This window comes from Oceanobacillus sp. Castelsardo (assembly GCF_001659985.1).
Lineage (GTDB): Bacteria > Bacillota > Bacilli > Bacillales > Amphibacillaceae > Oceanobacillus.
In genome coordinates, this window is record NZ_LYCS01000011.1 from 1 (window position 1) to 24,443 (window position 24,443).

Annotated in this window: 19 protein-coding genes; all 19 read right to left on the reverse strand. The window is 35.7% G+C overall.

Annotated features, from left to right (window positions below; all coding sequences use genetic code 11):
• Positions 1-579 precede the first annotated feature (579 nt).
• On the reverse strand, positions 580-753 hold the full coding sequence (locus tag A9178_RS19035; RefSeq protein ID WP_156520786.1) for a hypothetical protein: 174 nt from the start codon (positions 751-753) through the stop codon (positions 580-582).
• Between the two features lie 283 nt (positions 754-1,036).
• A complete protein-coding gene (locus A9178_RS15385; protein WP_197482207.1) occupies positions 1,037-1,450 on the reverse strand; it encodes a hypothetical protein in 414 nt (137 codons plus the stop codon).
• Positions 1,451-1,476: 26 nt separating this feature from the next.
• On the reverse strand, positions 1,477-2,745 hold the full coding sequence (locus A9178_RS15390) for a hypothetical protein (RefSeq protein ID WP_068676867.1): 1,269 nt from the start codon (positions 2,743-2,745) through the stop codon (positions 1,477-1,479).
• A gap of 326 nt (positions 2,746-3,071) precedes the next feature.
• The gene (locus A9178_RS15395; RefSeq protein ID WP_068676868.1) at positions 3,072-3,371 is read right to left on the reverse strand and encodes a hypothetical protein; all 300 of its coding nucleotides are present in this window, start codon (positions 3,369-3,371) and stop codon (positions 3,072-3,074) included.
• 58 nt (positions 3,372-3,429) lie between these two features.
• Positions 3,430-5,394 carry a GIY-YIG nuclease family protein gene (locus A9178_RS15400; RefSeq protein WP_068676870.1) on the reverse strand — a complete coding sequence of 655 codons (1,965 nt, stop codon included), beginning with the start codon at positions 5,392-5,394 and terminating at the stop codon, positions 3,430-3,432.
• A 717-nt stretch (positions 5,395-6,111) separates the two neighbouring features.
• Entirely contained in the window at positions 6,112-7,497 is a 1,386-nt protein-coding gene (rlmD, locus tag A9178_RS15405; RefSeq protein WP_068676871.1) for a 23S rRNA (uracil(1939)-C(5))-methyltransferase RlmD, read from the reverse strand.
• Positions 7,498-7,615: 118 nt separating this feature from the next.
• Entirely contained in the window at positions 7,616-8,536 is a 921-nt protein-coding gene (locus A9178_RS15410) for a diacylglycerol kinase (protein WP_068676873.1), read from the reverse strand.
• Positions 8,537-8,988: 452 nt separating this feature from the next.
• Positions 8,989-10,419, reverse strand: coding sequence for an Asp-tRNA(Asn)/Glu-tRNA(Gln) amidotransferase subunit GatB (gatB, locus tag A9178_RS15415; protein ID WP_068676875.1), 1,431 nt, complete (start codon positions 10,417-10,419; stop codon positions 8,989-8,991).
• Positions 10,419-11,885 (reverse strand): Asp-tRNA(Asn)/Glu-tRNA(Gln) amidotransferase subunit GatA, encoded by a 1,467-nt coding sequence (gene gatA / locus A9178_RS15420; protein ID WP_068676876.1) that lies wholly within the window; start codon positions 11,883-11,885, stop codon positions 10,419-10,421. Before gatA ends, gatB begins: the two co-directional genes overlap by 1 nt.
• A 99-nt stretch (positions 11,886-11,984) precedes the next feature.
• On the reverse strand, positions 11,985-12,278 hold the full coding sequence (gene gatC, locus A9178_RS15425) for an Asp-tRNA(Asn)/Glu-tRNA(Gln) amidotransferase subunit GatC (RefSeq protein ID WP_068676878.1): 294 nt from the start codon (positions 12,276-12,278) through the stop codon (positions 11,985-11,987).
• A gap of 241 nt (positions 12,279-12,519) precedes the next feature.
• Positions 12,520-12,657 carry a hypothetical protein gene (locus tag A9178_RS19040; protein ID WP_156520787.1) on the reverse strand — a complete coding sequence of 46 codons (138 nt, stop codon included), beginning with the start codon at positions 12,655-12,657 and terminating at the stop codon, positions 12,520-12,522.
• A gap of 18 nt (positions 12,658-12,675) precedes the next feature.
• On the reverse strand, positions 12,676-13,941 hold the full coding sequence (locus A9178_RS15430; protein WP_068676883.1) for a helix-turn-helix domain-containing protein: 1,266 nt from the start codon (positions 13,939-13,941) through the stop codon (positions 12,676-12,678).
• Between the two features lie 568 nt (positions 13,942-14,509).
• On the reverse strand, positions 14,510-15,649 hold the full coding sequence (locus A9178_RS15440) for a CamS family sex pheromone protein (RefSeq protein ID WP_068676887.1): 1,140 nt from the start codon (positions 15,647-15,649) through the stop codon (positions 14,510-14,512).
• Entirely contained in the window at positions 15,649-17,661 is a 2,013-nt protein-coding gene (ligA, locus tag A9178_RS15445) for an NAD-dependent DNA ligase LigA (RefSeq protein ID WP_068676890.1), read from the reverse strand. The genes A9178_RS15440 and ligA overlap by 1 nt, the downstream gene beginning before the upstream one ends.
• Positions 17,662-17,677: 16 nt before the next feature.
• Positions 17,678-19,900, reverse strand: coding sequence for a DNA helicase PcrA (pcrA, locus tag A9178_RS15450; protein WP_068676892.1), 2,223 nt, complete (start codon positions 19,898-19,900; stop codon positions 17,678-17,680).
• Between the two features lie 18 nt (positions 19,901-19,918).
• Positions 19,919-20,593, reverse strand: coding sequence for a heptaprenylglyceryl phosphate synthase (gene pcrB / locus A9178_RS15455; RefSeq protein WP_068677029.1), 675 nt, complete (start codon positions 20,591-20,593; stop codon positions 19,919-19,921).
• A 588-nt stretch (positions 20,594-21,181) separates the two neighbouring features.
• Positions 21,182-21,481, reverse strand: a complete 300-nt coding sequence (locus tag A9178_RS15460; RefSeq protein ID WP_068676894.1) for a YerC/YecD family TrpR-related protein — start codon at positions 21,479-21,481, stop codon at positions 21,182-21,184.
• A gap of 117 nt (positions 21,482-21,598) precedes the next feature.
• Positions 21,599-22,627 carry a DUF3048 domain-containing protein gene (locus A9178_RS15465; protein WP_068676896.1) on the reverse strand — a complete coding sequence of 343 codons (1,029 nt, stop codon included), beginning with the start codon at positions 22,625-22,627 and terminating at the stop codon, positions 21,599-21,601.
• 54 nt (positions 22,628-22,681) lie between these two features.
• Positions 22,682-24,424, reverse strand: coding sequence for an adenine deaminase C-terminal domain-containing protein (locus A9178_RS15470; RefSeq protein WP_068676898.1), 1,743 nt, complete (start codon positions 24,422-24,424; stop codon positions 22,682-22,684).
• Between the last annotated feature and the right edge of the window lie 19 nt (positions 24,425-24,443).

Genomic DNA, 24,443 nt, shown 5'->3' on the forward strand with positions numbered 1-24,443 from the left:
TGTGCAATTAAAATAAACATCCCTCAAATCACCCCACCTCAAACCCGCATTCCACCGTTGGAGTTAAAATAAAGTTTACCTATAGAACCCCTATTTTCCACTTTTTCGTATCAAAAATGCACGTTTTTTCACCTATTTTCCACCTGTTTTTTCACCTTTTTTCCAGAGTTAAAATAAGGTTCTCCGAGAATAGAGAGAAGAAAAAAGCGAGAAAAGAAGAAAGGGAAAATAAGAAGAAATATTGAATACGTGTTGAATTAATTATTGAAATTAATCATGGGTTAGATATTGAATAAACGTGTAATGACAAGGGATAGCAGAGCAAAGAGTGATAGAAGTAAGATTCCTTTATCTCCCCTCTTTGCTCCATTATGGGCATAAAAAATCCCGGGTTTCTATTAAAGAAAACCCGAGAAATTATTGGTTGCAGTTCTGAAATCGGTAATGTATATTTTAACGGAAACGGTGTTGAAATCGGTAATGTTTATTTTAATTAGGGATTGTTTATTTTAACTAGACATAGTAGAAAAAAGAGTTACAGAAACAAGAAAAATATATCGGCGTTATTCATACTACAAACTATCCCCTTGAAAGACGTTTGTTAAATTTACAAGTGTCTTCGTAGCTTCTTTCCTCTGGTGTCATTTTACTTCTCCTTTGCTGTTCCTTCCTCTTATTCTCTTTTTTAGATTTCTCTATTGTTTCGCTTGCACCTGCCATTGATATTAAAATTCCATCAAAAAAATCTATCATTTATATCTTCTCCATTATTTGTATATTTGTTGTTTGTGTCATTCCAATGATGTCAAGTGGCCATTTTCTACTCCTTTTATTACATGCCTATTTGATTTATTAATGGCATTTTCTATGGTATGTATTAAAAATACCTTTACGAAATTTAGTTTCTCTGCATTCAATAAATAGTTTCTACCATTCAATTTTTCTTAACCTTTTTAGGTTACTAATTGAACACCTTCTACTATTCGAGGTTAGAATAGATAATTGACCTATAATCAATCTACTCAATCTGTAACTACTATATTATTCTGGAAAGCTCGTGTTCCTCCTCGAAACACATAAAAAAATATCCAAAGTCATCTTGTTCGCAGATTGCGTTTCTTACTTCCTTTAACCCTTTTGTGGTGAAGTGATATGCACATACACGTTCAATGTCATCTTTATAATACCTATAAATCATGAGGGCATTAGACTTTTGAATAGAGTTTTTTTGTAATACTAGGTTATTTAGATAGTTTACTCGTCTTTCCGATTCTATGTATTGTATTCCGATTACGTTATGAGGTACATATTCTTCCTCAGTTTGGGAGAATAGCTTTTCTATTGTTTCAACATCTTTACTCCAAAGATTTTCCCTTTCAAGATGAAGTGCAAGGTATAAGAAGTATTCTTCGTCAACTCTTGCATCCCATTTCCACCATGACAAATCCATTGGTCTGGACCGCCAGTCTGCTCTTACTACAATTCGTTCAATTCAATAACTTCCCCGTTATTCGCCTTTACTGCATATTGGCAATCTAACTTTCCACATAATACATAGTAACCTTGCTCAAAATCATATACATAATATGGTGTCAGCTCAATCAATTCTTTTATTTTTTCAAACGCTTCCTCTTTTGCAATCTTTATTTCTTCTACTTCTTTTAATTCCATATACGTTTCTAAAAACGGCTTATTATCCATGTAATTCAATACTTCATAAGTACCCGAGTCAATGAATAGCTTCATTTTCCTTTTGAATACACGCTCTTTCTGTTCCTTTTTCTTTAATGTTGCATGGATGTATCCCTTATCTCGATATAGCGACTTTAATGCCCATTTTCCTGAATCCTTCGTGTATACTTGACCTAAAAATTTTTGAATGGTACTGACACACTTTTTAATTTCTTCCTCTGTGATTGGCCGTAAATCTGGATGTGGTTCACACTGAAATGCCTGATCAGGTGTTACATTTTCAATGAGTGACAGTATTTTACCTTGGAAAGGTTTTTGAATAATATCATCCCACTCTATCACTTTGTCCATTTGCAAAGAAAACTTATCATCTACAAAGAATTCATAGGTTAAGGTAGAAGAACAATCATTTTTAATATAAATCTCCTCGATTGCAAATGCAGGAACGAGCTTTTTTTGTTCAATGACTGGAAACTCAACTAACTTCAATTGTTCCTTAGCTAACTCTTCTACTTGTTCAAGAGAAAGTAAATATTTTTCTTGTTTTACAAGTTCTTCAGAAGGAAACTGTCCATATACAGAAAATAAGGTGAGCCTCCCTTCTTTATCCAGTTTTAATTCAATATAACCTGATGGAGAAACTGCAACCCCATCTATACATTCCTTGAAATGAAGCTCCCTTTCTTCTTCCTTCCAGAACTCAAACTGCCTTCCATAAATCAGACCCGTTTCCCTTTCAATCCACTTGATGATTTCATCCCTGTTATTCAAATCAAACGTCATACCACCAACAGTCGAAATTCCCTCACTAAAAATCACATGTTTTGTCTTTTTTGAATGGATGTCTATCTCAATACATGCTGTTCCTTCTGGATTATAGGTTTCATCATCCCAATTTTTAATGTGATTTGGAAACCATTCCATGCTTAGTCTATAAACCGTATCTTTGAAAATTGTTGTATTACGATGAATGTCAAATGTATGTAAATAATATTTGTGTAAACAGTATTTTTCTCTTGTAATATCAATTAATTCTTCTATTCTCTTGTCCATCTCAATCACCCCATATTCTGGTAAGGTAAGTAATGTCCAACACTCGCCAATATTGTTACACCTCTTATGCTGGACTACATATTCTCTCAATATGCCCCGTTCTTTTGTCAAACCTATAGTGTTCTATTTACAGGAAGGCAATTTTAATCTAATAGATGTCATCCGGTTCATTATAATAATGAAATTCATCTTCTATCTTTCTATGACATTCGGTACAATACAGCCAATATCCAAATTCCCCTTCGACGGCATGTACGCCCTTATTACTTTGACATTTACAGAATTCGCTCTCTTTGCTCATATACGTTACCCCTTCTATTAGTTGTTTACCTGTTCCGACTAGCCGCAGCTTGCTTCAATGCCAATTGGATTTCTCTTTTAGCCTCTTGTTCGGCAGACTCTTCTCCAACATTAATCACAAAGTCTCCCATCATCATGTTGAAATGAGGCTCATGTTTAGAATTAATAAATATTTTTCTGAATACTTCAAAATGGATTGACTTTACAGTTGAATAAACGTTAGATACAATATCATAACCTCCCGCTACTCTTCCCGCCTCCTTTGCATAGCAACATTCACCTTGGTCAACATAGCAATATTGGAATATTAGGATGCTATCAGCCAAATGATTTATACTAGGCTCCATACACCGGAAGTTGTTGTTAGTGAATGGTCAGTATCACTCATTGGGATTTCCAACATAATGGACAGAATGGCTTTGCCAATAGGTGATCACTGCGTTTTTCCCACTCATATGAACAATTGTTACATTTAGCAGTTACTTTCTCTTTACTTGAGATGTAATTAAATATAGTAATTTTATCATTTGATCTAACGTTTATTTTCTCTTGATATTTTTCTGCTCTAGTTTGATGTGTTTTATCGTTTTGTTTCACTACTTTCTTAGAAGTGGATTTAGATTTCTGACCCTTTCTAATTCCGGGTAATTTTCTTGATAATAACCTTTTTACAAACGGATTGTCGTGTAGATCCTGATTCAGACATTTTTCAAGGCAAGAATATGATTCTGAAACTTCAACTTCAAATCTTGTTTCTTTATCAATTAATTGCTGAATTTCATTTAACACAACAGATAATTGAACTAATTCCTTATCTCTAATTGTATAATCATTAATCCCATGCTTAAATTCAGCTAGTATTGAAATAAATGAGTTATCCTGTTCATTATCTATTAAGCTAGTAATTTTAAACCGTTCCGGTCTGAATGCAAACATACTGTAAAAGTCTTGTTCATAATATCCAATTCCAGACTGACAATTTCTTGTCGTCTCATTTTCAATATAATACTGTTTTTCATATTTTGTTTCTTCATTATTTATGTAACAATAATCTATCCTGAGAATATCAGGGTCTTTTCTAATGTAACTTCTGCTTATTCCATTATTTGATATGTAAATATTTATATGACAAGTATTCAATAAGTCATCATCCATGCTTAATCTCATTGTAAGATCTTTAATATTATCACCTAAAGTAAAAGGCTCGAATTGGCATGATGGAAATATCATTTTGTGTCTTTCACTTCTGTTTTGAACTTCCCGATCTATGATTTTATCAGTAATTTCTTGATAAGGCTCTTCTTTATTAACCTTAATTTCATATTTATTCTGAACCTTATCTATATGGTTTTGAAAAGTTCGATATAAATCTACATCACACTTCCTAGATTTTAAGTAATCTTGGAATTGCTCTTTATACAATTTATCATTATGAATTACACTGTAAATAAAGTTTTCTTTTGCCTTCTCACTGTATAGTTTCTGTTTCCTAAATTCCTTATTTATATCACTCTTAAAAGCATCTAAAGCACTACTAAATTCAAATCTAGCGACTACATAATCCCCATATAGTTTGTCTTTCTTTTCAATCATTGGTCTCATTTCGTCATAATCAGGTTTGTATTGTTTATACAGGTCATCAAGGTTTGAATTTACTTTTTTAAATTTTAACAGCGTATCCTTGTTCCATTGTTCTTTTCCATTCAACGAATATTCAATACCTTTAGGTGTAGGCATTGAATGTTCAAAATTAAATTTTGTAAACCCATAATTATAATAATCGTGAATGCCCTGAATATCCTCCATGATTAAATCCATATAATCATTAATTTCCTCTTCATTCATTTGTGTATTTGAAAAACGATATGGAAGGCTCTTTAGAAAGGAATTTAATTGATTAAAACCAAAAAATGAAGGCAATAACTTCCGAAAATACTCCTGCTCCTTATCTTCTAAGTTTTCCATATCTGCCTTATCTAAAATGATCATGTGAAAGTCTTGTAAAGAACAATTATTTTCTAGCATATATTTGAATATCTTACAGGATTTAAAATTCCCTTCGTAAAAAGAGGAACCTTTGGAAAAGAAATAACGTTCGTATTCATCATACGAAAGTCTATTCAAGGCAAATATTTCAGAATAATGTTGTTTGTACCTTCTTTGTATATCCTTCGATTGCCCAATATAAACAGGAACAACTCTATCATTAGTAAAATTATCTATATAAATCATGTATATACCAGATGTCTTGTACTTGGTTTGTGGTGTAACTTCTCTATGTGAGTTATCCTTTATTAACTGTTTTACATGATACTTCAGCCTATCTATGTCCCTTACACTATTACTCATACAGAACCCCCTAATGAGATAATAATCATCGCTTTTTCTTTATTTCATCGCAGAAACAACTAAATAAATCACCTTATATCCAGTCTTTACCTTCAATTAATAGTATAACATTGCCTCATTTGTGTTATCACCAATTCTTTCCTCTTATCTCCCTTTCCACAATATGGATGAATTATTACAAACTCAACTAAATTTCTTCTCTCTACTATGTGCAATTAAAATAAACATCCCTCAAATCACCCCACCTCAAACCCGCATTCCACCGTTGGAGTTAAAATAAAGTTTACCTATAGAACCCCTATTTTCCACTTTTTCGTATCAAAAATGCACGTTTTTTCACCTATTTTCCACCTGTTTTTTCACCTTTTTTCCAGAGTTAAAATAAGGTTCTCCGAGAATAGAGAGAAGAAAAAAGCGAGAAAAGAAGAAAGGGAAAATAAGAAGAAATATTGAATACGTGTTGAATTAATTATTGAAATTAATCATGGGTTAGATATTGAATAAACGTGTAATGACAAGGGATAGCAGAGCAAAGAGTGATAGAAGTAAGATTCCTTTATCTCCCCTCTTTGCTCCATTATGGGCATAAAAAATCCCGGGTTTCTATTAAAGAAAACCCGAGAAATTATTGGTTGCAGTTCTGAAATCGGTAATGTATATTTTAACGGAAACGGTGTTGAAATCGGTAATGTTTATTTTAATTAGGGATTGTTTATTTTAACTAGACAACTTCCTCTCCAACCAACAAACCGCTTCAATATGATTAGTCTGAGGAAACATGTCCACTGGTTGTACTTCTTTCGTTTCATATCCACCATCTTCTAAAATTCTCAAGTCACGAGCTAACGTGGATGGATTACAAGAAACATATACGATTCGCTTCGGTTCCATTTCAATCATAGCCTCGAGAAATTCTGGTTCACAACCTTTTCTCGGTGGATCGACAACAATTACGTCAGGGTCTAATCCTTCATTTTTCCACTCAGGCATGACCTTTTCCGCTTCTCCAACAACAAACTCAACATTGGTTATATCATTCAGTTTAGCATTATTTTTTGCATCATTTATTGCGTCTTGAACAACTTCCACACCATAAACCCGCTTCGCTTTTTGAGCTAAAAATAAAGAAATCGTCCCAATTCCACAATAGGCATCAATGACCACATCATTTTCGTTGATATTTGCAACCTCTAATGCCTTTTCATATAATACCTTTGTTTGATATGGATTTACTTGATAAAAGGACCGTGCTGAAATGGCGAATTTAATATCACCAATCGTGTCATAAATGTATTCCTCTCCCCATATCACTTTCGTCTTTCTCCCTAAAATAACATTAGTCCGCCGATCATTAATGTTATGAACGATTGATTTAACATGTGGAAAAGTTTCCGTTAATTGACGGATGAATTCTTCCTGATGTGGGAGTTTCTTTGTACGAGTAACTAAAACAATCATCGTTTCGTTCGTTTCTCTACCTGTACGAACCATAATATGTCTAAGAACACCACGGTCTGATTTTTCATCATAGGCTTCGATACCTAACTGGTTTGCTATTCTACGTACCGCATGAACAGAACGATCATTCACTTCATCTTGAATAACGCATGTTTCCATGTCATCAATAATATCGTGGCTGCGCATTCGGTAGAATCCAGTAATTAGCTCACCATCACGCTCGCCTACAGGTATCTGCACCTTGTTCCGGTAACGCCATGGATCCTTCATTCCAATTGTTGGGTGAACAGGTACATGTTCAAGATGAGCAATTTTCTTCATAACATTTTTCACTTGATTTCGTTTCATTTCAAGTTGTAAGTCATAACTCATATGTTGAAGTTGACATCCACCACATTGATAAAATACATTACATGGCGGTTCGACCCTGTCTTTACTTTTTTCTTTAACTTCTAACAACTTGCCGTATCCAAAGTTCTTGTTTACTTTCACAACTTTAACCGTTGCTTCTTCTCCTGGCAGTCCATATGGTACAAATAATGGGTAGCCATCAACTTTGCCAACACCATTTCCTTCATGGGTCAAATCCTCAAAAGTCAAAGTAATGGTTTCGTTTTTTTTAACTGGTGCAGTTTGTTTTGCCATTTGTTAATCTTCCTTTACCGCGCTTATAGTAGGTTCTATCTTATCATATTTTTAACTGGAAAAGCATTCCTCATACAAGTGGTGAATTAGAAAATCCCATTAAAAAAGAAGACCACGCTTAATCCTCAGTCTTCTCTTCTTCTTTCATAAATTCCTTTGGCACCATAAATTCTATATGCTGCTTTAAGTTAATAAATTCTCCAGGTAACAGCCCGCCATATTCACCATCTAAGTTGAGTTGCATTTTTTCTTGTGGTGTAACAGTAACTTTTTTCGCTTGTTTATATATTACATTGGAATCTTCTAAATGCGCACCACGAATAGCTAGGGTAGCTATTCGAATAAATTCAGCTAAATTGACTTTTTTTAATATAATTAAATCAAAATATCCATCACTTAAATCAGCGCTTGGTGCAAGCTTTTCAAAGCCGCCAACAGAATTGGAATTAGATACTAAAAATATCATAATATCTTCATCAATCACGTTACCATCATATTCTATTTTAACTCTCGCAGGTTTCAAAGAAGGAAGCATCTCTATCCCTTTTACATAATAAGCCAGCTGCCCAAGAACTGTTTTTAATTTCACTGGAACATCGTAAGTTAGTTCGGTTAATTTACCTCCACCGGCAATGTTAATAAAATAATGTTCATTTACTCTACCAATGTCTAACAGTTGTGAGTGCCCTTCGACAATAATGTCTACTGCTTTCTTAATATCCCGTGGAATATGCAATGCTCGTGCGAAGTCATTTGTAGTTCCCGTTGGAATAATACCCAGCTTTGGCCGATGATTTTGTTCAGCTACTCCATGTATCACTTCATTAATAGTTCCATCTCCACCTGCGGCTATAACTAAATCGAAGTTTCTAGAAAGTGCATACTTTGCAGCTGTTTCGGCATCTCCATCCTCACCAGTAGTAGCGTGGGCGGATGTTTCGTAACCAGCTAATTCCAATCTTTTCAAAACATACGGCAATTCTTTCTTAAATATTTCACGACCTGAAGTCGGATTATAAATGATTCTAGCCTTTTTCATTTTACTTCCTCCCTCCTGCAACGTTTACCTCGAGTTCATATATGTATTGTTTACTATGTACTACAGTAAGGCAAAAAGAAAGTTGTCTTTGTATATAGTTATCATGTATTGCAATAGTTTATTTATTCATTCACATCTACTAATTTCAGACCTTGATTACTGATTTCAAACCTTATTACTAGTTTATCCATTCTATCATAGTCTCAAAATACTTTTTTGGCAAATCAGAAAGCATAAGCTTCCTTACGCTAGAACTTAAAGTTTTTTATGTTCCTATGTTAGAAAACTTGGCATTCACCAGCCTTTGGGCGAATGACTTAGTTGCACTTATGCATATCTTTACGGCGGGGCGAGTAACCGGAGCGCCAGACGGGAAAGATTTTATACTCCTACCTGCTAAAAAAGTTTAGACTACGATTCATCTAAATCGTAGTCTAAAACATAACCGTCATTTAACGTTTTTCAATTTCTTCCTTAAGAATCTTGTTCACCATCGGTGGGTTAGCTTGGCCTTTTGTTGCTTTCATAATTTGACCAACTAAGAAGCCAAGTGCTTTTCCTTTTCCTGCTTTAAAGTCAATGATTGATTGTTCGTTTTCATCCAAGACTTTATTTACAATTTCTTTTAATTGTTCAGGGTCAGAAATTTGAACAAGTCCTTGTTCCTTCACAATCTTCTCAGGGGCGCCGCCTTTTTCAACAAGCTCAGCAAATACTTTCTTCGCTATTTTAGAAGAGATTGTTCCATCTTCAATAAGTTTAATCATCGATGCTAATGCTTTAGGAGTAATCGCTAAATCATGAAGCTCTTTTAAATGTTTATTCATGTAAGCAGATACTTCACCCATTAACCAGTTGGATGCTTGTTTAATATCTGCACCATGATCAACCGCTTCTTCAAAGAAATCCGCCATTTCTTTAGAACTTGTTAAAACATTCGCATCGTATTCAGATAATCCAAGCTCCTTCACATAACGCGCACGGCGTGCATCTGGTAGTTCAGGAATTTCTGCACGAATACGTTCTTTCCACTCTTCATCAATATAAAGCGGAACTAAATCTGGCTCTGGGAAGTAACGATAATCATCCGCTCCTTCCTTCACACGCATTAGAATCGTTTCTTTCGTTTTCTCATCATAACGACGTGTTTCTTGAAGAATTTCTCCACCTGATAAAAGAACTTTTTCTTGACGTTTTTCTTCAAACTCAAGACCTTTTTGTACAAAGTTAAAGGAGTTTAAGTTCTTTAATTCTGTCTTTGTACCAAATTCTTCTTGACCAATCGGACGTAATGAAATGTTCGCATCACAACGTAGGGAACCTTCCTGCATTTTCACGTCAGAAACACCTGTGTACTGAATGATATTTTTCAGTTTTTCTAAGTATGCATATGCCTCTTCTGGAGTACGTATATCTGGCTCAGAAACAATTTCGATTAACGGTGTTCCTTGACGGTTAAAGTCAACATAAGAATATCCGTCATCACCATGAGTCAATTTACCAGCATCTTCTTCTAAATGTAGACGAGTAATTCCAATCTTTTTCTTTTCGCCATTTACTTCAATTTCAATCCAACCATTCGCACCAATTGGGTTCTCATCTTGAGAAATTTGGTAAGCTTTCGGGTTATCTGGATAGAAATAGTTTTTACGATCAAAATACGTATCTGTCGCAATTTCACAGTTTAAAGCCATGGCAGCTTTCATCGCGAAGTTTACTGCTTCTTCATTTAGAACTGGAAGTGTTCCTGGATACCCTAATTCAATTGGACTTACATTTGTATTTGGTTCAGAGCCAAATGCATTTACACTTGAGCTAAATATTTTTGATTTTGTTTTTAATTCTACGTGTACTTCTAGACCTATAACTGTTTCAAAGTTCATTAGTTACTACCCCCTAGTTGAGGTCGTTTTGTATGATAATCCGTAGCTTGTTCAAATGCGTGTGCAGTACGATACACCGTGCTTTCATCGAAATGTTTGCCAATAATTTGTAAACCAATTGGTAAACCTTCATTAGAAAAACCACACGGAATGGAGATTCCCGGTACACCTGCTAAGTTTACTGGAATTGTTAAAATATCATTTGCGTACATGGTTAATGGATCATCAATATTTTCTCCAACTTTAAATGCAGGATTTGGGGTTGTTGGTCCAATAACAACATCGTATTCTTCAAAAATCTTATCGAAGTCATTTTTAATTAATGTACGGACTTTTTGTGCTTTTTTATAGTAAGCATCATAATAACCGGAACTTAAAGCAAACGTTCCAAGCATAATACGACGTTTCACTTCTTGTCCAAATCCTTCACTACGAGATTTCTTAAACATATCAATCATGTTATCCGCATTTTCTGTACGTACACCATAACGAACCCCATCAAAGCGTGCTAAGTTAGCAGATGCTTCAGATGAAGAGATAATATAGTAGGAAGCTAATGCGTATTTAGAATGTGGTAAAGAAACCTCTTCCCATGTTGCACCAAGCGATTCATATACTTTTAATGCGTTCATTACCGCTTCTTTAACTTCAGGATTTACTCCTTCAGCTAAATATTCTTTCGGTACTGCAATTTTAAGACCTTGAACATCTCCAGTAAGTGCTTCTGTGTATTTCGGTACGTCCAGATTTGCACTAGTTGCATCCAGCTTGTCATGGCCAGCAATCACTTCCATTACACGTGCATTATCTTCTACTGAGCGTGTAATCGGTCCAATTTGGTCAAGGGAAGAAGCGAATGCTACTAAACCAAAGCGAGACACACGACCATAGGTAGGCTTCATCCCAACCACACCACAATAAGCTGCAGGCTGGCGAATTGAACCACCAGTGTCAGATCCTAAAGCATATAAAACCTCACCCGCCGCAACAGCCGCTGCAGAACCACCACTAGAACCTCCTGGAACATGATTCGTATTCCACGGATTTCTTGTTGGAGTATAGCTTGAGTTTTCATTGGATGAACCCATCGCAAATTCATCCATGTTTAACTTACCAATGGTAATGGATTTTTGCTCCGCTAATTTTTGAATAACTGTTGCATCGTATAGTGGGTCATTAAAGTTATCTAAATGTTGACTTGCACAGGTAGTGCGAAGGCCTTTAGTTACAATGTTATCTTTGATTCCTTGAGGCATACCAAAAAGACTTGCAGAAGCATCAGAAGATTCATCCAATTCCTTCGCTTGTCTTCTAGCATTTTCTTCATCTAAAGTTAAAAAAGCATGAACTTCACCGTCTACTTCTTTAATACGTTTGTAGGATTCTTCAACTAAATCTTGAACGGTGATTTCTTTATTATGTAGTTTCTCTTCTAATTCCTTAATGGAGTGGTCAAATAATGACATTTTCCTTTCTCCTCCTTATTCTTAGAAAACTTGGTATTCGTCAAGCTTTTGGGCGAATACCTTAGTTGCACTTATGCAGAGTAGAAAGTTTTATACTTTCTACTCTGCCAAAATGGATGGTACGCGGAATTGACCGTCTTTTTTGTCTGGAGCATTCTTCAATGCATCCTCTTGTGTGATCCATTGTCTTGCTTCGTCTTTACGCATGACATTCTTCATTTCTAATACATGAGTGGTAGGTTCTACATTCTCTGTATCTAATTCATTTAATTGTTCCGCATATTCAATAATTGCACCTAAGTCTTTTGTTAACTGTTCTACTTCTTCCTCCGTAACAGCTAATCTCGCTAGATGAGCAACGTGTTTTACTTGTTCTTTTGAAATATCCGCCATGGTTCAACCTCCAAACCGTTTTTTACTATATACAATTCAATATAACCATAATGTTTTATTATAACACTATGATAATAGCAGAGATAGCCACATATAGGCAAATGTTGAGTAAAAAAAGTGTCGAGAAAAGTGTATTTTGATGCACAACTCCATAAATTATTCCTCTACCAAAAAAATACCGGAATAGTTAATACTAAACCGGTTAAGTCTTCATAGATAATATGTATAAAACATACAAGAGTTAGAAATTAAATAGGTGATTTCCGATAAAGAAAATTCCTGGTTCTACTTCGATTGCTAAATCATTCGGTATTACTGAAAAAGCAACCCCAGTGGCTAGTAAAGCACCAAGCCCAATAATCATCAATGTTTTTTTCATTCATGTAGTCCCCCTTTTTTATATATTAGCAATTTGCCTATAGGCAAAATTTACTTCTTTATAATACTTAGCCGCATCCTTGTATCGTTGACGTTTTTCAAAGAAATCCGCGAGCAAACTACTAAATATAATAATATTTGCGTAGTCTTTTGTTTTTCTTAAATAAGGCAAAAGCTCCTTCACCATTACATTTTCAAATTTATCAAACTCTTCATTTAAAAGATGGTGATATATATGAATCGTATAATAACTCAACCTAGGTGTTTCTTCTTTTAACTCCTTCATTAATTGAAATGCAACATGTATCGTCTCTTTTGCCTCATCATATCTTTCAGTTTGATAATACTCGCTTACGGATGATGCTAATGTTGTTAATCTGTTAGACGGTAACACTTGATCATCATTCAATACTTCAAGATAATGTTTAATCGCTTCCTCTGAATCCCCTTTTACAGAGTACAAATGACCAAGATTTTGGTTCGTCAATTGGATAATAGATTTATTATTGTTCAACTTACCTAAATGTAATGCTAAATTATAATTTTTAATTGCCTTTTCGTACATTCTTATCCTTCTATAGGATATACCTAAAATATTATGACATTGAGCGCAGCGAACAAAGTCATATTGTTTCATATAAACATCTAACGCCTCGTTCGCATAATCAATAGATTCTAAAGTATTTCGTAGCTTACTATGAGTAACTGCCAAAAGATAGTAGACATCTGCTACTTCACGTTCTTCTATGTTTAAAAATTTAGACAACCCTTTAGCGTGGTTGTACATTTCTAAGGCAACGCTATTATCCTCTATAACCGAGTAATAGTTCCCTTTATACTTATACCAATAGAATTTATGTATATCATCAAAATTCTCGCTAATTTCATTAAGCTCTTTTATTTTATTATGTGCTTGGGAAGTTTCCCCGATTAAGAGATAATAGCGAATTTTATGTATTTCAAACATGAGTAGACTTTCAGATATGTTGGTATCCATTAATTCTTGTAGTTCTTTATAGGTAGCAATAATATCCTCTTTATCATTCACTGCAAAGAGCATACTAAACCATTGATTGCATTTTTCCTCAATCACTAGCTCTTTACTATTGTCTACTTTGATCCCAAGCTTATTACAAAGTAACTGAATAATTTCGGGACTTGCCTGGGTTTTTAGATTTTCAATTTTAGACAAATAGGATACAGAAACGATACCATCTGCTAATTCCCCTAGTGTCATGCCTTTCTTGGTACGTTGTAATTTAATAAATGAACCAATCTCTATCAAAATACCCATCCTATCATGTTATGTATGAAATTTTAATTATATGTATTCAAATATATTATATCATAGGTACAATAGTTTTATATTGGGAAAATTATAGAGAATCTACCTCATTAATCAAATGTTTTTTACGATTTTTTCCTAAAAGAGGAAAATCATCACCTATTTCTTTTAGGTGATGATTTTTAAAAGAATAAGAAAGCATAAAAAATCTAGCCTATTAAATCTTGTCTTTGGGAAGGCCACGTCCAGCTCCAGCGCTAAAGCCGTAGCGAGACTTCCTTCACCTCCGTGCGATAAAGAAGACTTGCCGATTGATGAAATCAGAGGCTTAGTCGCCCTTATACCCTTGCGGTGAAAGTCAACATCGATATAAGTACTAAAGGAAGGCCGACTAAGTACGGCCTTTGCGGCCAACGTCGGCATACCCCTATGAAGGGGCATGTTTCCTTTATCTCCTACGGCAGTGGAATGTCCGATTAAGAACGCCGCTTTGCGCGGCAACATCGGACCACCTGGCATGGCCAGGCGCAGTCCGTACGTCGCTAAACGGGCGCTTGCGCTTTAGTTCTTAATCATATATATGGACAACTGGTTTTTCTTTTCCAGCTTCTCGATAGATTAGGCTTTCTGCACCGGCACTTGAAGTTATCTGAACTTCTAAATCATAGTTCTTTGGAAACATATCTTGAATAAGGCCGTATACATATTGAGTAAATCCTATTATTTCCCCTTTACCATAAAACTCTATAGGTACCTCGATTGTAAGCTTTTGTAAATCATCGTTAATGTAAAAGCCTTTTCCAATGTATCCTACATAATTAGGGAAAAATAGTGCTATTTCATTTCCAAAACTGTTTATTATTTCATTGTCGTCTGTATAATTCTTTTTCGCCTCATCTGACGGGAAAAGAACATTTTTTTCATTTATTTTATCCCAATCATCTATTTTATTTTTTCCAGCAGGAACAACTGTTTTGGAAACGAAATTCCCTGGGACAGGAGAATTCATTTCTGCTTCCCTAAACAATGCAATCATAATAGGTACATCTGGGAAATTTTCCGTACTCTTTAATTGGTCCACCACTGTTTGTGCCACTTCTTGACCTTTTTCTATCATTTCTTTCATCGGAATTTTCTCGTTATAATATGGTCCTCCAGTTTCTGTCTGGAAACGATAGACTGATTTTAATGCAATACCTATAGAAACCCCCGCTAGTTCAACCGTGTTATCATCTTCGTTTCGCTTCAAATAATTTTGCTCTAATATATGTGTTAAGTATCGAGGTTTCTTTTTGTAAACTTCAATTTTTTCTTCTGTTTCTAATTCTTCAACCTTTTCCTTATTTACCTTTGGATTTAATTCATCAATCATAGAAAAAAGGAGTTCTTTTGAGAAATACTGTCCTTCTTGATAAAACAATTCACCCGGGTCAAAGATTTCTTTAGATTGGCGCATGAGACCTTCTTCCAATTCATCAATATCCACTCGGTTTCCCATTTGATTCGTAATGACCCCTCTTGCCTCACTTGTTTGAAACGGAAGAATAATACGATACGTTTCATCGGTTAATTGATAACTCGGAACAATCGACGTCTGTTGCTCCTTGTTTTCATTTTCTTGTACTACTTCCTCTTCATCATTATTTTTCGGTGAACAGCTTGCAAGTAGTAGGAGCGCGATAATTAATATGATACTTATTCTTTTCATTATGAATTACTCCCCAGTGCTTCTTTTAATTGTTCTTCATCCCAAATGGTAATTCCAAGTTTCTGGGCTTTATCATATTTAGACCCAGCGTCCTCACCCGCGATGACAATATCGGTTTTTTTGCTAACACTTCCCGTTATAGAACCACCCATAGCCTCAATCAGTTCTTTCGCTTCATTCCGGGTGTAATGTTCCATCTTACCAGTTAAAACAATTGTTTTTCCTGTGAAAATACTCTCTTCATTAGCTGTCTCAATCTTCTTAGGTCCTTTATATTCCATATTGATTCCTAATGCTTTTAAATCGATTAATAAATCTTTTACATGTTCTTCTTGGAAATACTGAACAACCGCATCTGCCATCTTTTCTCCTATTTCATCCACTGCGATGAGATCGTCATAAGTTACATGTCGAAGGTTATCCATGGATTCAAACTCCATTGCAAGTGTTTTGGCAGCCTTAGCACCTATAAAGCGAATACCTAATCCAAATATTAATCGTTCTAAGGAATTTTCTTTCGATGCTTCTATTGCATGAAGAAGATTTTGAACCGACTTTTCGCCCATTCTTTCCAATTTCAATAACTCTTCACGTTCCAAACGATACAAATCAGCGAAAGTCTTAATAAGCCCGTGTTGAAACAACTGGATGATTACTTTTTCACCTAATCCATCAATATTCATCGCATTACGTGACACAAAATGAATTAATCCCTCTGTCAATTGGGCTGGACAACTAGGATTAATACAACGTAATGCTACTTCACCTTCTAGTCTTACTAATTCACTCTCACATGCAGGGCATTCCTCTGGCATATGATATTCTGTTGCATCACCCGAACGCTTTTCCTCTACGACGCGGACAACCTTAGGAATAATGTCTCCTGCTTTTTTAATAACTACCATATCTCCAATTCGGATGTCTTGTTCGCGAATTAAGTCTTCATTATGCAATGAAGCACGTTGTACAGTTGTTCCAGCAATTCGAACTGGCTCTAAAATAGCAGTAGGTGTGATGACTCCCGTTCTACCAACACTAAGTTCAATATCAATTAGTTTTGTCATTACTTCTTCGGCAGGAAATTTATACGCAATAGCCCATCTTGGACTTTTCGCTGTAAAACCCAATTCTTCTTGTTGTTCTAAACGATCTACTTTAATTACAATTCCATCAATTTCATAATGCAGATTAGGACGCTCTTTCGTCCAATATTCGACAAATTCCATTACTTCTTCAATAGACGAGCATTTTCTCCACTCTGGATTCGTCTTAAAACCGAGTTCTTTCAGTTTTTCTAATCGACCACTATGTGTGGAAATATCATTGTTTCCCCACTCCCCAACCGCATAAAGAAAGGTATCTAAATGACGTTTAGCTGCTATTTTAGGATCTAATTGGCGTAGAGACCCAGCTGCTGCATTTCGTGGATTTGCAAAAGGCTCTTCCTCATTTTCCCTTCGTAGCTCATTTAATTTCAAAAAAGAACTGTGGGGCATAAAAGCTTCGCCACGTACTTCTAACGTTTCAGCTTCTTTCAATGTTAATGGGATACTACGGATTGTTTTTAAATTATTCGTAATATCTTCTCCTACCGTTCCATCTCCTCGCGTTGCACCACGGACAAATTTACCATTTTCATAAGTTAGAGATACTGCAAGACCATCAATTTTCAATTCACAAACAAAAGAGATTTCCCCATCGACTCCTTGGCTAGCACGTCTCGCAAAGTCTCGCAAATCTTGTTCATTGAACGCATTTCCCAAGCTAAGCATTGGAACTCGATGCTCCACTTTAACAAATCCTTCCAGAGGCTCCCCACCAACACGTTGGGTTGGGGAGTCCTCTGTAATGAATTGTGGAAATTGTTCTTCTAATTTTTGCAGTTCATTTAGCTTTTCATCGTATTCCGAATCAGGCACAGATGGCTGATCCAACACATAATATTCGTAACTATATTGATTCAGTAAACTTTTTAGTTCCTCTATTTTCTTTTGTGCTTGCTTTTCATCCATAAAGAAAGCACACCTCCTACTGTTTTGTAATCGGAGCAAATTTTGCTAATAAACGTTTAATTCCTGTTGGAGCTGGGAATGCCACATCTAATTCCATGGAATCCCCTTCTCCTTGTACTTTTACAACCGTACCTACACCCCATTTTTTATGACTCACTTTATTTCCTGGTGCCCACTCTTCATTTTCAGCACCAGTTGTGTTCTGCATACGTACTGCTTTTCGTTTCATAGGTGCTGAAGTGTCTTTTCTCTGTCCAAAGGATGAAGATCCAAATGTAAATGAATTCAGTTGTTCCAAACCTTCTAATAAATCTTTAGGAATTTCATTAATAAAACGACTGACTGGATTCATACTTGTTCTACCAAATAAGGTTCGCATCTTGGCATGTGAAAGGAAAAGAATTTTCTCCGCACGGGTTATTCCAACATACGCTAATCTTCTTTCCTCTTCCATTTCCTCTTGGTCCATTATCGAACGACTATGCGGGAAGATGCCTTCTTCCAACCCAATGAGGAATACAACCGGAAACTCAAGCCCCTTAGCAGCATGCAATGTCATCATCGTAACTTTTTCTTCATTATCTGGATCTTCTTCATCCACTTTATCGATATCCGCAATAAGCGCCAAATCGGTAAGAAAAGCAACCAATGTCTTATCTTCTGCAGTTGCTTCAAAATCTTTCGTTACCGTCATAAATTCTTCTAAGTTTTCTAAACGTGACTGAGATTCAAGTGTATTCTCATTTTTAAGCATCTGTTCATAGCCTGTCCGCTGCAATATTTGTTCAACCATATCCGTAGCTGTTAAGAACTCTTGTTGTTGGGATAACGTATCGATTAACTGCCCAAATTCGGCTAGTGCATTTGCGGCTTTCTTAGATACTCCCGTAAAATCAACTTCCTTAACCACTTGGAAGAATGAAAGATCATTTATCATTGCATAAGCTCTTAGTCTTTCAATAGAGGTTTTCCCTATTCCACGTTTTGGCTCATTCACGACACGTTCAAAACTTATATCATCATCTGGGTTCGTAATCAATCGTAAGTAAGCAAGCATGTCCTTAATTTCTTTGCGATCATAGAACTTCGTGCCGCCAACCATTTGATATGAAATCCCTGATTTTACGAACGTATCTTCAATTGCACGGGACTGTGCGTTCGTACGGTATAAAATCGCAATTTCATTTGGAGAATACCCTTCTTGTCTCGTTAGTTCTTGGATTTTATTTGTGATATATAATGCTTCATCCTGCTCTGTGGAACCTTGATAATAATTAATCTTTTGTCCATCTGGGTTTTCTGTCCAAAGGTTTTTTGGTTTGCGTCCAGGGTTGTTAGCTATCACAGTATTAGCTGCTTGTAGAATCGATTTTGTTGAACGATAATTTTGTTCTAGAAATACCGTTTTTGCCGTTGGATAATCTTTTTCAAATGATAAGATGTTGGAAATATCCGCTCCACGCCAACGATAAATGGACTGATCGGAATCCCCTACTACACATAAATTTTGAAAACGACTAGCTAATTGTTTTACTAAGAAGTATTGCGCATGGTTCGTATCTTGATACTCATCCACATGAATATATTGAAAACGACGTTGATAAAACTCTAGCACTTCTGGGACACGCTTGAATAACTGGATGGTCAACATAATTAAATCATCAAAATCCAGTGACTGGTTTTTTTGAAGCATTTTTTGATAACCTTCATAGACCTCAGCCACTTGTCTATCATAGAAATTCCCAGCATTCTTACTAAATTGTTCATGAGTAATTAGTTCATTCTTCGCAGCACTAATTTGCCCAATCATTGCACGTGGGTCAAATTTCTTCGGATCAATATTTTTATTTTTTAAAACTTGTTTCACAACAGATAATTGGTCACTACTATCTAGAATAGTGAAATTGCTATTATAGCCAATCCGATCAATATCTCTTCGCAAAATACGAACGCACATGGAGTGGAACGTAGAAACCCACATATACTCACTGTCCGGACCAACTAATCTGCGGACCCGTTCTTTCATCTCTCTTGCTGCTTTATTCGTAAACGTAATGGCCAAAATATTTCGTGGCGCCACATCTTTTTCACCCATTAAATAAGCAATTCGATGTGTTAATACTCTTGTTTTTCCTGATCCAGCGCCAGCCATAATTAATAATGGACCATCTGTTGTTTTTACCGCTTCTCGCTGGTCTTTATTTAACCCTCTTAATAAGTCATCCATCGTCTGACTCATCTTTACACCTCCATCATTTTAAGCATTTACCGCTTGTACCGTTTCAAGTGCCTTATCAAAATCGGTATAGATACTATTACCAACGATAATAACATCTGCATATTGCTTCATTTCTTTTGCTTGGTCGGCATTCTCAATCCCGCCCCCATAAAAAAGCAATGTATCGTTTAATTGATGACTTACTTGTTTGACAAGTTCAGCATCACCATATTTTCCACTGTATTCCAAGTAAAATATCGGCAAGTGAAAAACTTCCTCTGCCATATATGCGTACACTAACGTATCTTCTGAATCGGGAAGCATACTGTTTGTATATTGAAAAGCCTTTGCTTCTTCATTCAAAATACAATACCCCTCAAAAACGGGTTGAACATAGTCCATATAGTCCATATGTTGTTTAATTCCTTGATGATGCATGTCCATCATCCATTTCTTTTCTTTGGAATTGAGTACCATTGGAATGAAATAATCATCAAAACCGGTTGTAATGGCGTCCATTCTAGATATTTCTAGTATTTTATGAACGGAATAATGACTCATTCGATTTAATAAATCTTCTACTCCTTGATACGTAATGTCATCTGTTCCACCAACCATTACGGCATCTGTACCTGATGTACAGAGGATATCCAATTGTTCATCTGAAATTTCCTTCGCAGGATCGAGCTTGAAAATATGCTTCCATTCGTTCATTTTTGTTTTCAAAAGGATATCCCTCCATCTTTCAAATTACATTAATCCATTATACCAAAAAACATAGGCAGTATTTAGAGTTATGTGGTGGAAATTTTTGAAGTGGTATGAAAAAGTCCACGAGCTTTGTGTAACCAGTCTCAAAGTACAATTCACAAAACTATAGGTTACAGGAGGCGGGAGTCAGCATCTACACTTTTCTATAATAGGAATGATATCTTACCTTGAAATTAGAATCCAACTTCCCATGGTGGACTTCGTGGTATTGCGAGGGTACTATGCCGTCATAACGCTTCTCTCGGTTGACTCCAAGGTAATTTCGAGGGTACTGTGCCTTCATAACGCTTCTCTCGGTTGACTCCAAGGTAATTTCGAGGGTACTATGCCGTCATAACGCTTCTCTCGGTTGACTACGAGGTAATTTCGAGGGTACTATGCCGTCATAACACTTCTCTCGGTTGATTTCAGGATGAAACGACAACAGATCCTTATATACAAATTAAATTCTCTTGTGAATTTCACTGCGTTTCTGCTTGATTACGAGTGTTTCTATCCCAAAGAAATAATCCACTACCTTTTGGCAATGGATTATTTTTCTTCTTCTAATACTCGATCAAGTACCATTTTATATCCGTCGCTCCCGTAGTTGATGCAACGGCGAACTCGGGAAATGGTCGCGGTGGAGGCTTTTGTTTCTTTTTCGATATTATTATATGTACTTCCTTCCATTAGCATTTTCGCAACTTGTAAACGTTGGGATAATGCATGAATTTCGGACATAGTAGCAATATCATCAAAGAAACGATAGCATTCTTCTCTATCCTTTAAAGAGAGAATTGCATCAAATAATTGATCAAGTTGCTCTCCTCTTAGCTTATCTATTTGCACAGTAAATCCTCCTGATCTTCTACTTATTACTTTAAGAGGTTGTTCAAAAAGTCCGGTAAAAATGACGCATCGAACTTCTCGGTCCTTTTTATCCTCCTTTTGAACATTCATCTAACTCTACTCGTTGGAAATCTTGACTGCTTGCTCTAATCCTGGCTTTGTTGGGACAACATTAATCCATGTTTGACCAGGTATAAACCCAATCTCTTCATCGCCCTTTACCGGGACAATTCTACCATTTCGATTCTCCCAATTCACTTTATTTATAAATCCTTTTTGCAGTAAGTACGCATTTCCTCCAGATTCTAAATCAATCTCTCTACGCCCAGCATCATCAATCACATGATGACTCGTCTCTACAATCAATATATTTTCTACCTCGATTGGTATTTCTGTATGAAGTTCAACTGTCTTCTCTCCATCACTAGATCTCGTATAACTACCAGAATCTTGATTATAGTCATATTGAACATTCGCAAATGAATAAGAATTAGAGTAAATCACCTCAATATGATGAGCTTGTTCTCCAGTTAATGATTCTATCTCATCAACTGATAGAAAAGGTAAAGCCTGATATTCTGCTTTAATATTATAACCTTTATCCTTTGCAACGTCATAGACTGCACCTAACTGCAAATATGAATTATGTGGAGCCTTTCTAAAAGACTCTCTTTTAAATAAATAGCCATCATTATCATAAATAGATCCGTTTAAAAAGTCAGTACCACGATTAACAATCATATCATTAACAAAATCTGCCGCTCCATGATAAACATATAGCGCATTATAGCCATTTGCTAATTCAAAATAATATTCTCTAGCACTTCTTACTGGTCCAACGACTTCTGGTAAATTGCTATGATACAACGCTAAAAATCTCGTGATACTTCCCTCTGCTAACAGTTCAAAAACGATATCCGCTTGAGATAAACCGGTCTGTGGTCTAGCCTTTGGATGGTTATTAACCATTACACTAATCACACGGTTATCTACAGGTTCATTTGTTCCTAAGCCTGTTAAAGGATATATATTTTTAAAATTTCCATCTTCTGCTACGTTTTCTTTCTCTTTATTTTGTTCCGTATCATTGGAACATCCAACTAACCCAACAAGTATTACGAGAAAGAATATTACCAGTTTTCTCATTATCCCAACACCTTTATATGTTTCTCGACCACGTCCAGCTCCAGCTATTATATGTTAACACATTGTAGCTGGGAAGAGTATTTCATTCTTCTTAATATCAATGATTCCTTTTTGGGTAATTCGAATATATGGCAAATGTGTAGCAGATAAGAATAGTATGTTATAAATGGGATCTTCAAATTGATAACCAAATTCCCTGAGATAGTTTGTTAATTCTCTTTCCTTCTCTATTATAACATCCATTGATTCCATCGACATAATTCCTCCAAGAGTTAGTGAAAGGTCAGTAAGTACTTCTCCTTTATGAACAAGCACAATTCCTCCACCAATTTCTTTTAATCTCTTCCATGCTAGTAAAATATCTTTTTTATTTTTACCAATAAAGATTAAGTCTCCAGACGAAGTAAAGGAACTAGCAATAGCTCCAAGTTGATTCGTGAATCCTTTGATCGTCGTATTTACTCTCCATTTACCATTTTTATCAATTAATAAAAGAAAGGCGTCATCTTTATTTTCCGGAAGTTGTTCTGGTGTAATATCCACATTAATCGTATACGGTTTAACGATCACATTATTAATCATTTCCAATCCCATTGGCATGGAAAACTGTAAATCCTTCTCTCCAAGTTCCCACTCAAAGTCCAGTGGAGCAATCCCATATTTCTCCCAATTAATTTTATTAGAAAGTTCTTGTCTCTCATTGTCTTTTATTATCCATTGTCCTTTTGCTAGAACGCTAATGGGATGAGGTTCTTCCTTGCTTTCCAGTATATTAATATGTGCAATACGGCCAGGTGCAATACTACCATGAGTCTCACTCAACTGAAAATGCCTAGCTACATTATAGCTACCCATTCGATAAGCTTCTTCAATAGGTATTCCATTTTGAATTGCAATATCGATACAGACATTGATAAATCCCTTTTCTGAGAATAAAGGTGTTGGTCCATCCGTTGTAAATGTTAGATTATCAAAATTAGAAAGTCCTAGACTTAATATCTCCTTTACTAAAAGAGATAAATCAGGACGGATAGATGAATTCCTTAATGATACATTATAACCCAAACGGAGCCTTCTCATTACTTCTTGACCAGTAATTGGTTCATGATCAGAAGAAACTCCAAGTAATTTCATCTTCGTTAACGTCTTTTCTGATGCACCCGGAAGATGTCCCTCAACCGGCTTTCTTTGTCTTTTCGTTTCTTGGATCCAATATAGTAATCTGTCATTCCCTTCTAACAGGCTTGGCCAAGAAGTCAACTCTCCTCCTTGTACAACAGAAGGATGAGAAATCCATGATAACATGTCTTCCGTATTGAAGATTTCTTCCTCATCTTGCACCGCAGTTTGTGGATCAAATCGGGACCACCAATACATGGAAACCGGTAAGTGATCAAAGTCTTCCAATATGGAAAACGCTTTCTTTTTGTCTAATAAAAAATGCCACATAAGGTTATCGTTCATCATTGTTGTGGTTCCGTATCTGGCAGCGTGCATTGCTAATTCTTCTGGGTTAGATAATAGAAATGGGTGGGAATGTGGCTCGATATAACCAGGAACTAGATATTTCCCTTCACAATCTATAACTTCCGTTTGTTCTAGTTTTTCTGGCATGTTATCCCCAACATAAATAATCCGATCACGATATATCCATATATTTGCTTTTATCCATTGTTTTATAAACACATTTAAATAAGTACTATTTTTAAGTACAAGCGTAGGAGCTTCTAGACCGTCTATTACTTTAACATGTTGTCTAAGTTCACGGCTTCTCCATTTATTTTCATTTGTATACATCGGCAAGCTCTCCATTAAT

Excerpts from the sequence above, each read along its gene's own strand:
- gatA (WP_068676876.1), bottom strand. The coding sequence starts at position 11,885 with ATGTCATTATTTGACCACTCCATTAAGGAATTAGAAGAGAAACTACAT.
- A9178_RS19040 (WP_156520787.1), bottom strand. The coding sequence starts at position 12,657 with ATGAAAAAAACATTGATGATTATTGGGCTTGGTGCTTTACTAGCCACT.
- A9178_RS15470 (WP_068676898.1), bottom strand. The coding sequence starts at position 24,424 with ATGTATACAAATGAAAATAAATGGAGAAGCCGTGAACTTAGACAACAT.
- A9178_RS15440 (WP_068676887.1), bottom strand. The coding sequence starts at position 15,649 with ATGAAAAGAATAAGTATCATATTAATTATCGCGCTCCTACTACTTGCA.
- gatB (WP_068676875.1), bottom strand. The coding sequence starts at position 10,419 with ATGAACTTTGAAACAGTTATAGGTCTAGAAGTACACGTAGAATTAAAA.
- gatC (WP_068676878.1), bottom strand. The coding sequence starts at position 12,278 with ATGGCGGATATTTCAAAAGAACAAGTAAAACACGTTGCTCATCTAGCG.
- pcrA (WP_068676892.1), bottom strand. The coding sequence starts at position 19,900 with ATGAGTCAGACGATGGATGACTTATTAAGAGGGTTAAATAAAGACCAG.
- A9178_RS15385 (WP_197482207.1), bottom strand. The coding sequence starts at position 1,450 with ATGGATTTGTCATGGTGGAAATGGGATGCAAGAGTTGACGAAGAATAC.
- rlmD (WP_068676871.1), bottom strand. The coding sequence starts at position 7,497 with ATGGCAAAACAAACTGCACCAGTTAAAAAAAACGAAACCATTACTTTG.
- A9178_RS15410 (WP_068676873.1), bottom strand. The coding sequence starts at position 8,536 with ATGAAAAAGGCTAGAATCATTTATAATCCGACTTCAGGTCGTGAAATA.
- A9178_RS15400 (WP_068676870.1), bottom strand. The coding sequence starts at position 5,394 with ATGAGTAATAGTGTAAGGGACATAGATAGGCTGAAGTATCATGTAAAA.
- ligA (WP_068676890.1), bottom strand. The coding sequence starts at position 17,661 with ATGGATGAAAAGCAAGCACAAAAGAAAATAGAGGAACTAAAAAGTTTA.
- A9178_RS15390 (WP_068676867.1), bottom strand. The coding sequence starts at position 2,745 with ATGGACAAGAGAATAGAAGAATTAATTGATATTACAAGAGAAAAATAC.
- A9178_RS19035 (WP_156520786.1), bottom strand. The coding sequence starts at position 753 with ATGATAGATTTTTTTGATGGAATTTTAATATCAATGGCAGGTGCAAGC.
- A9178_RS15465 (WP_068676896.1), bottom strand. The coding sequence starts at position 22,627 with ATGAGAAAACTGGTAATATTCTTTCTCGTAATACTTGTTGGGTTAGTT.
- pcrB (WP_068677029.1), bottom strand. The coding sequence starts at position 20,593 with ATGAACGAATGGAAGCATATTTTCAAGCTCGATCCTGCGAAGGAAATT.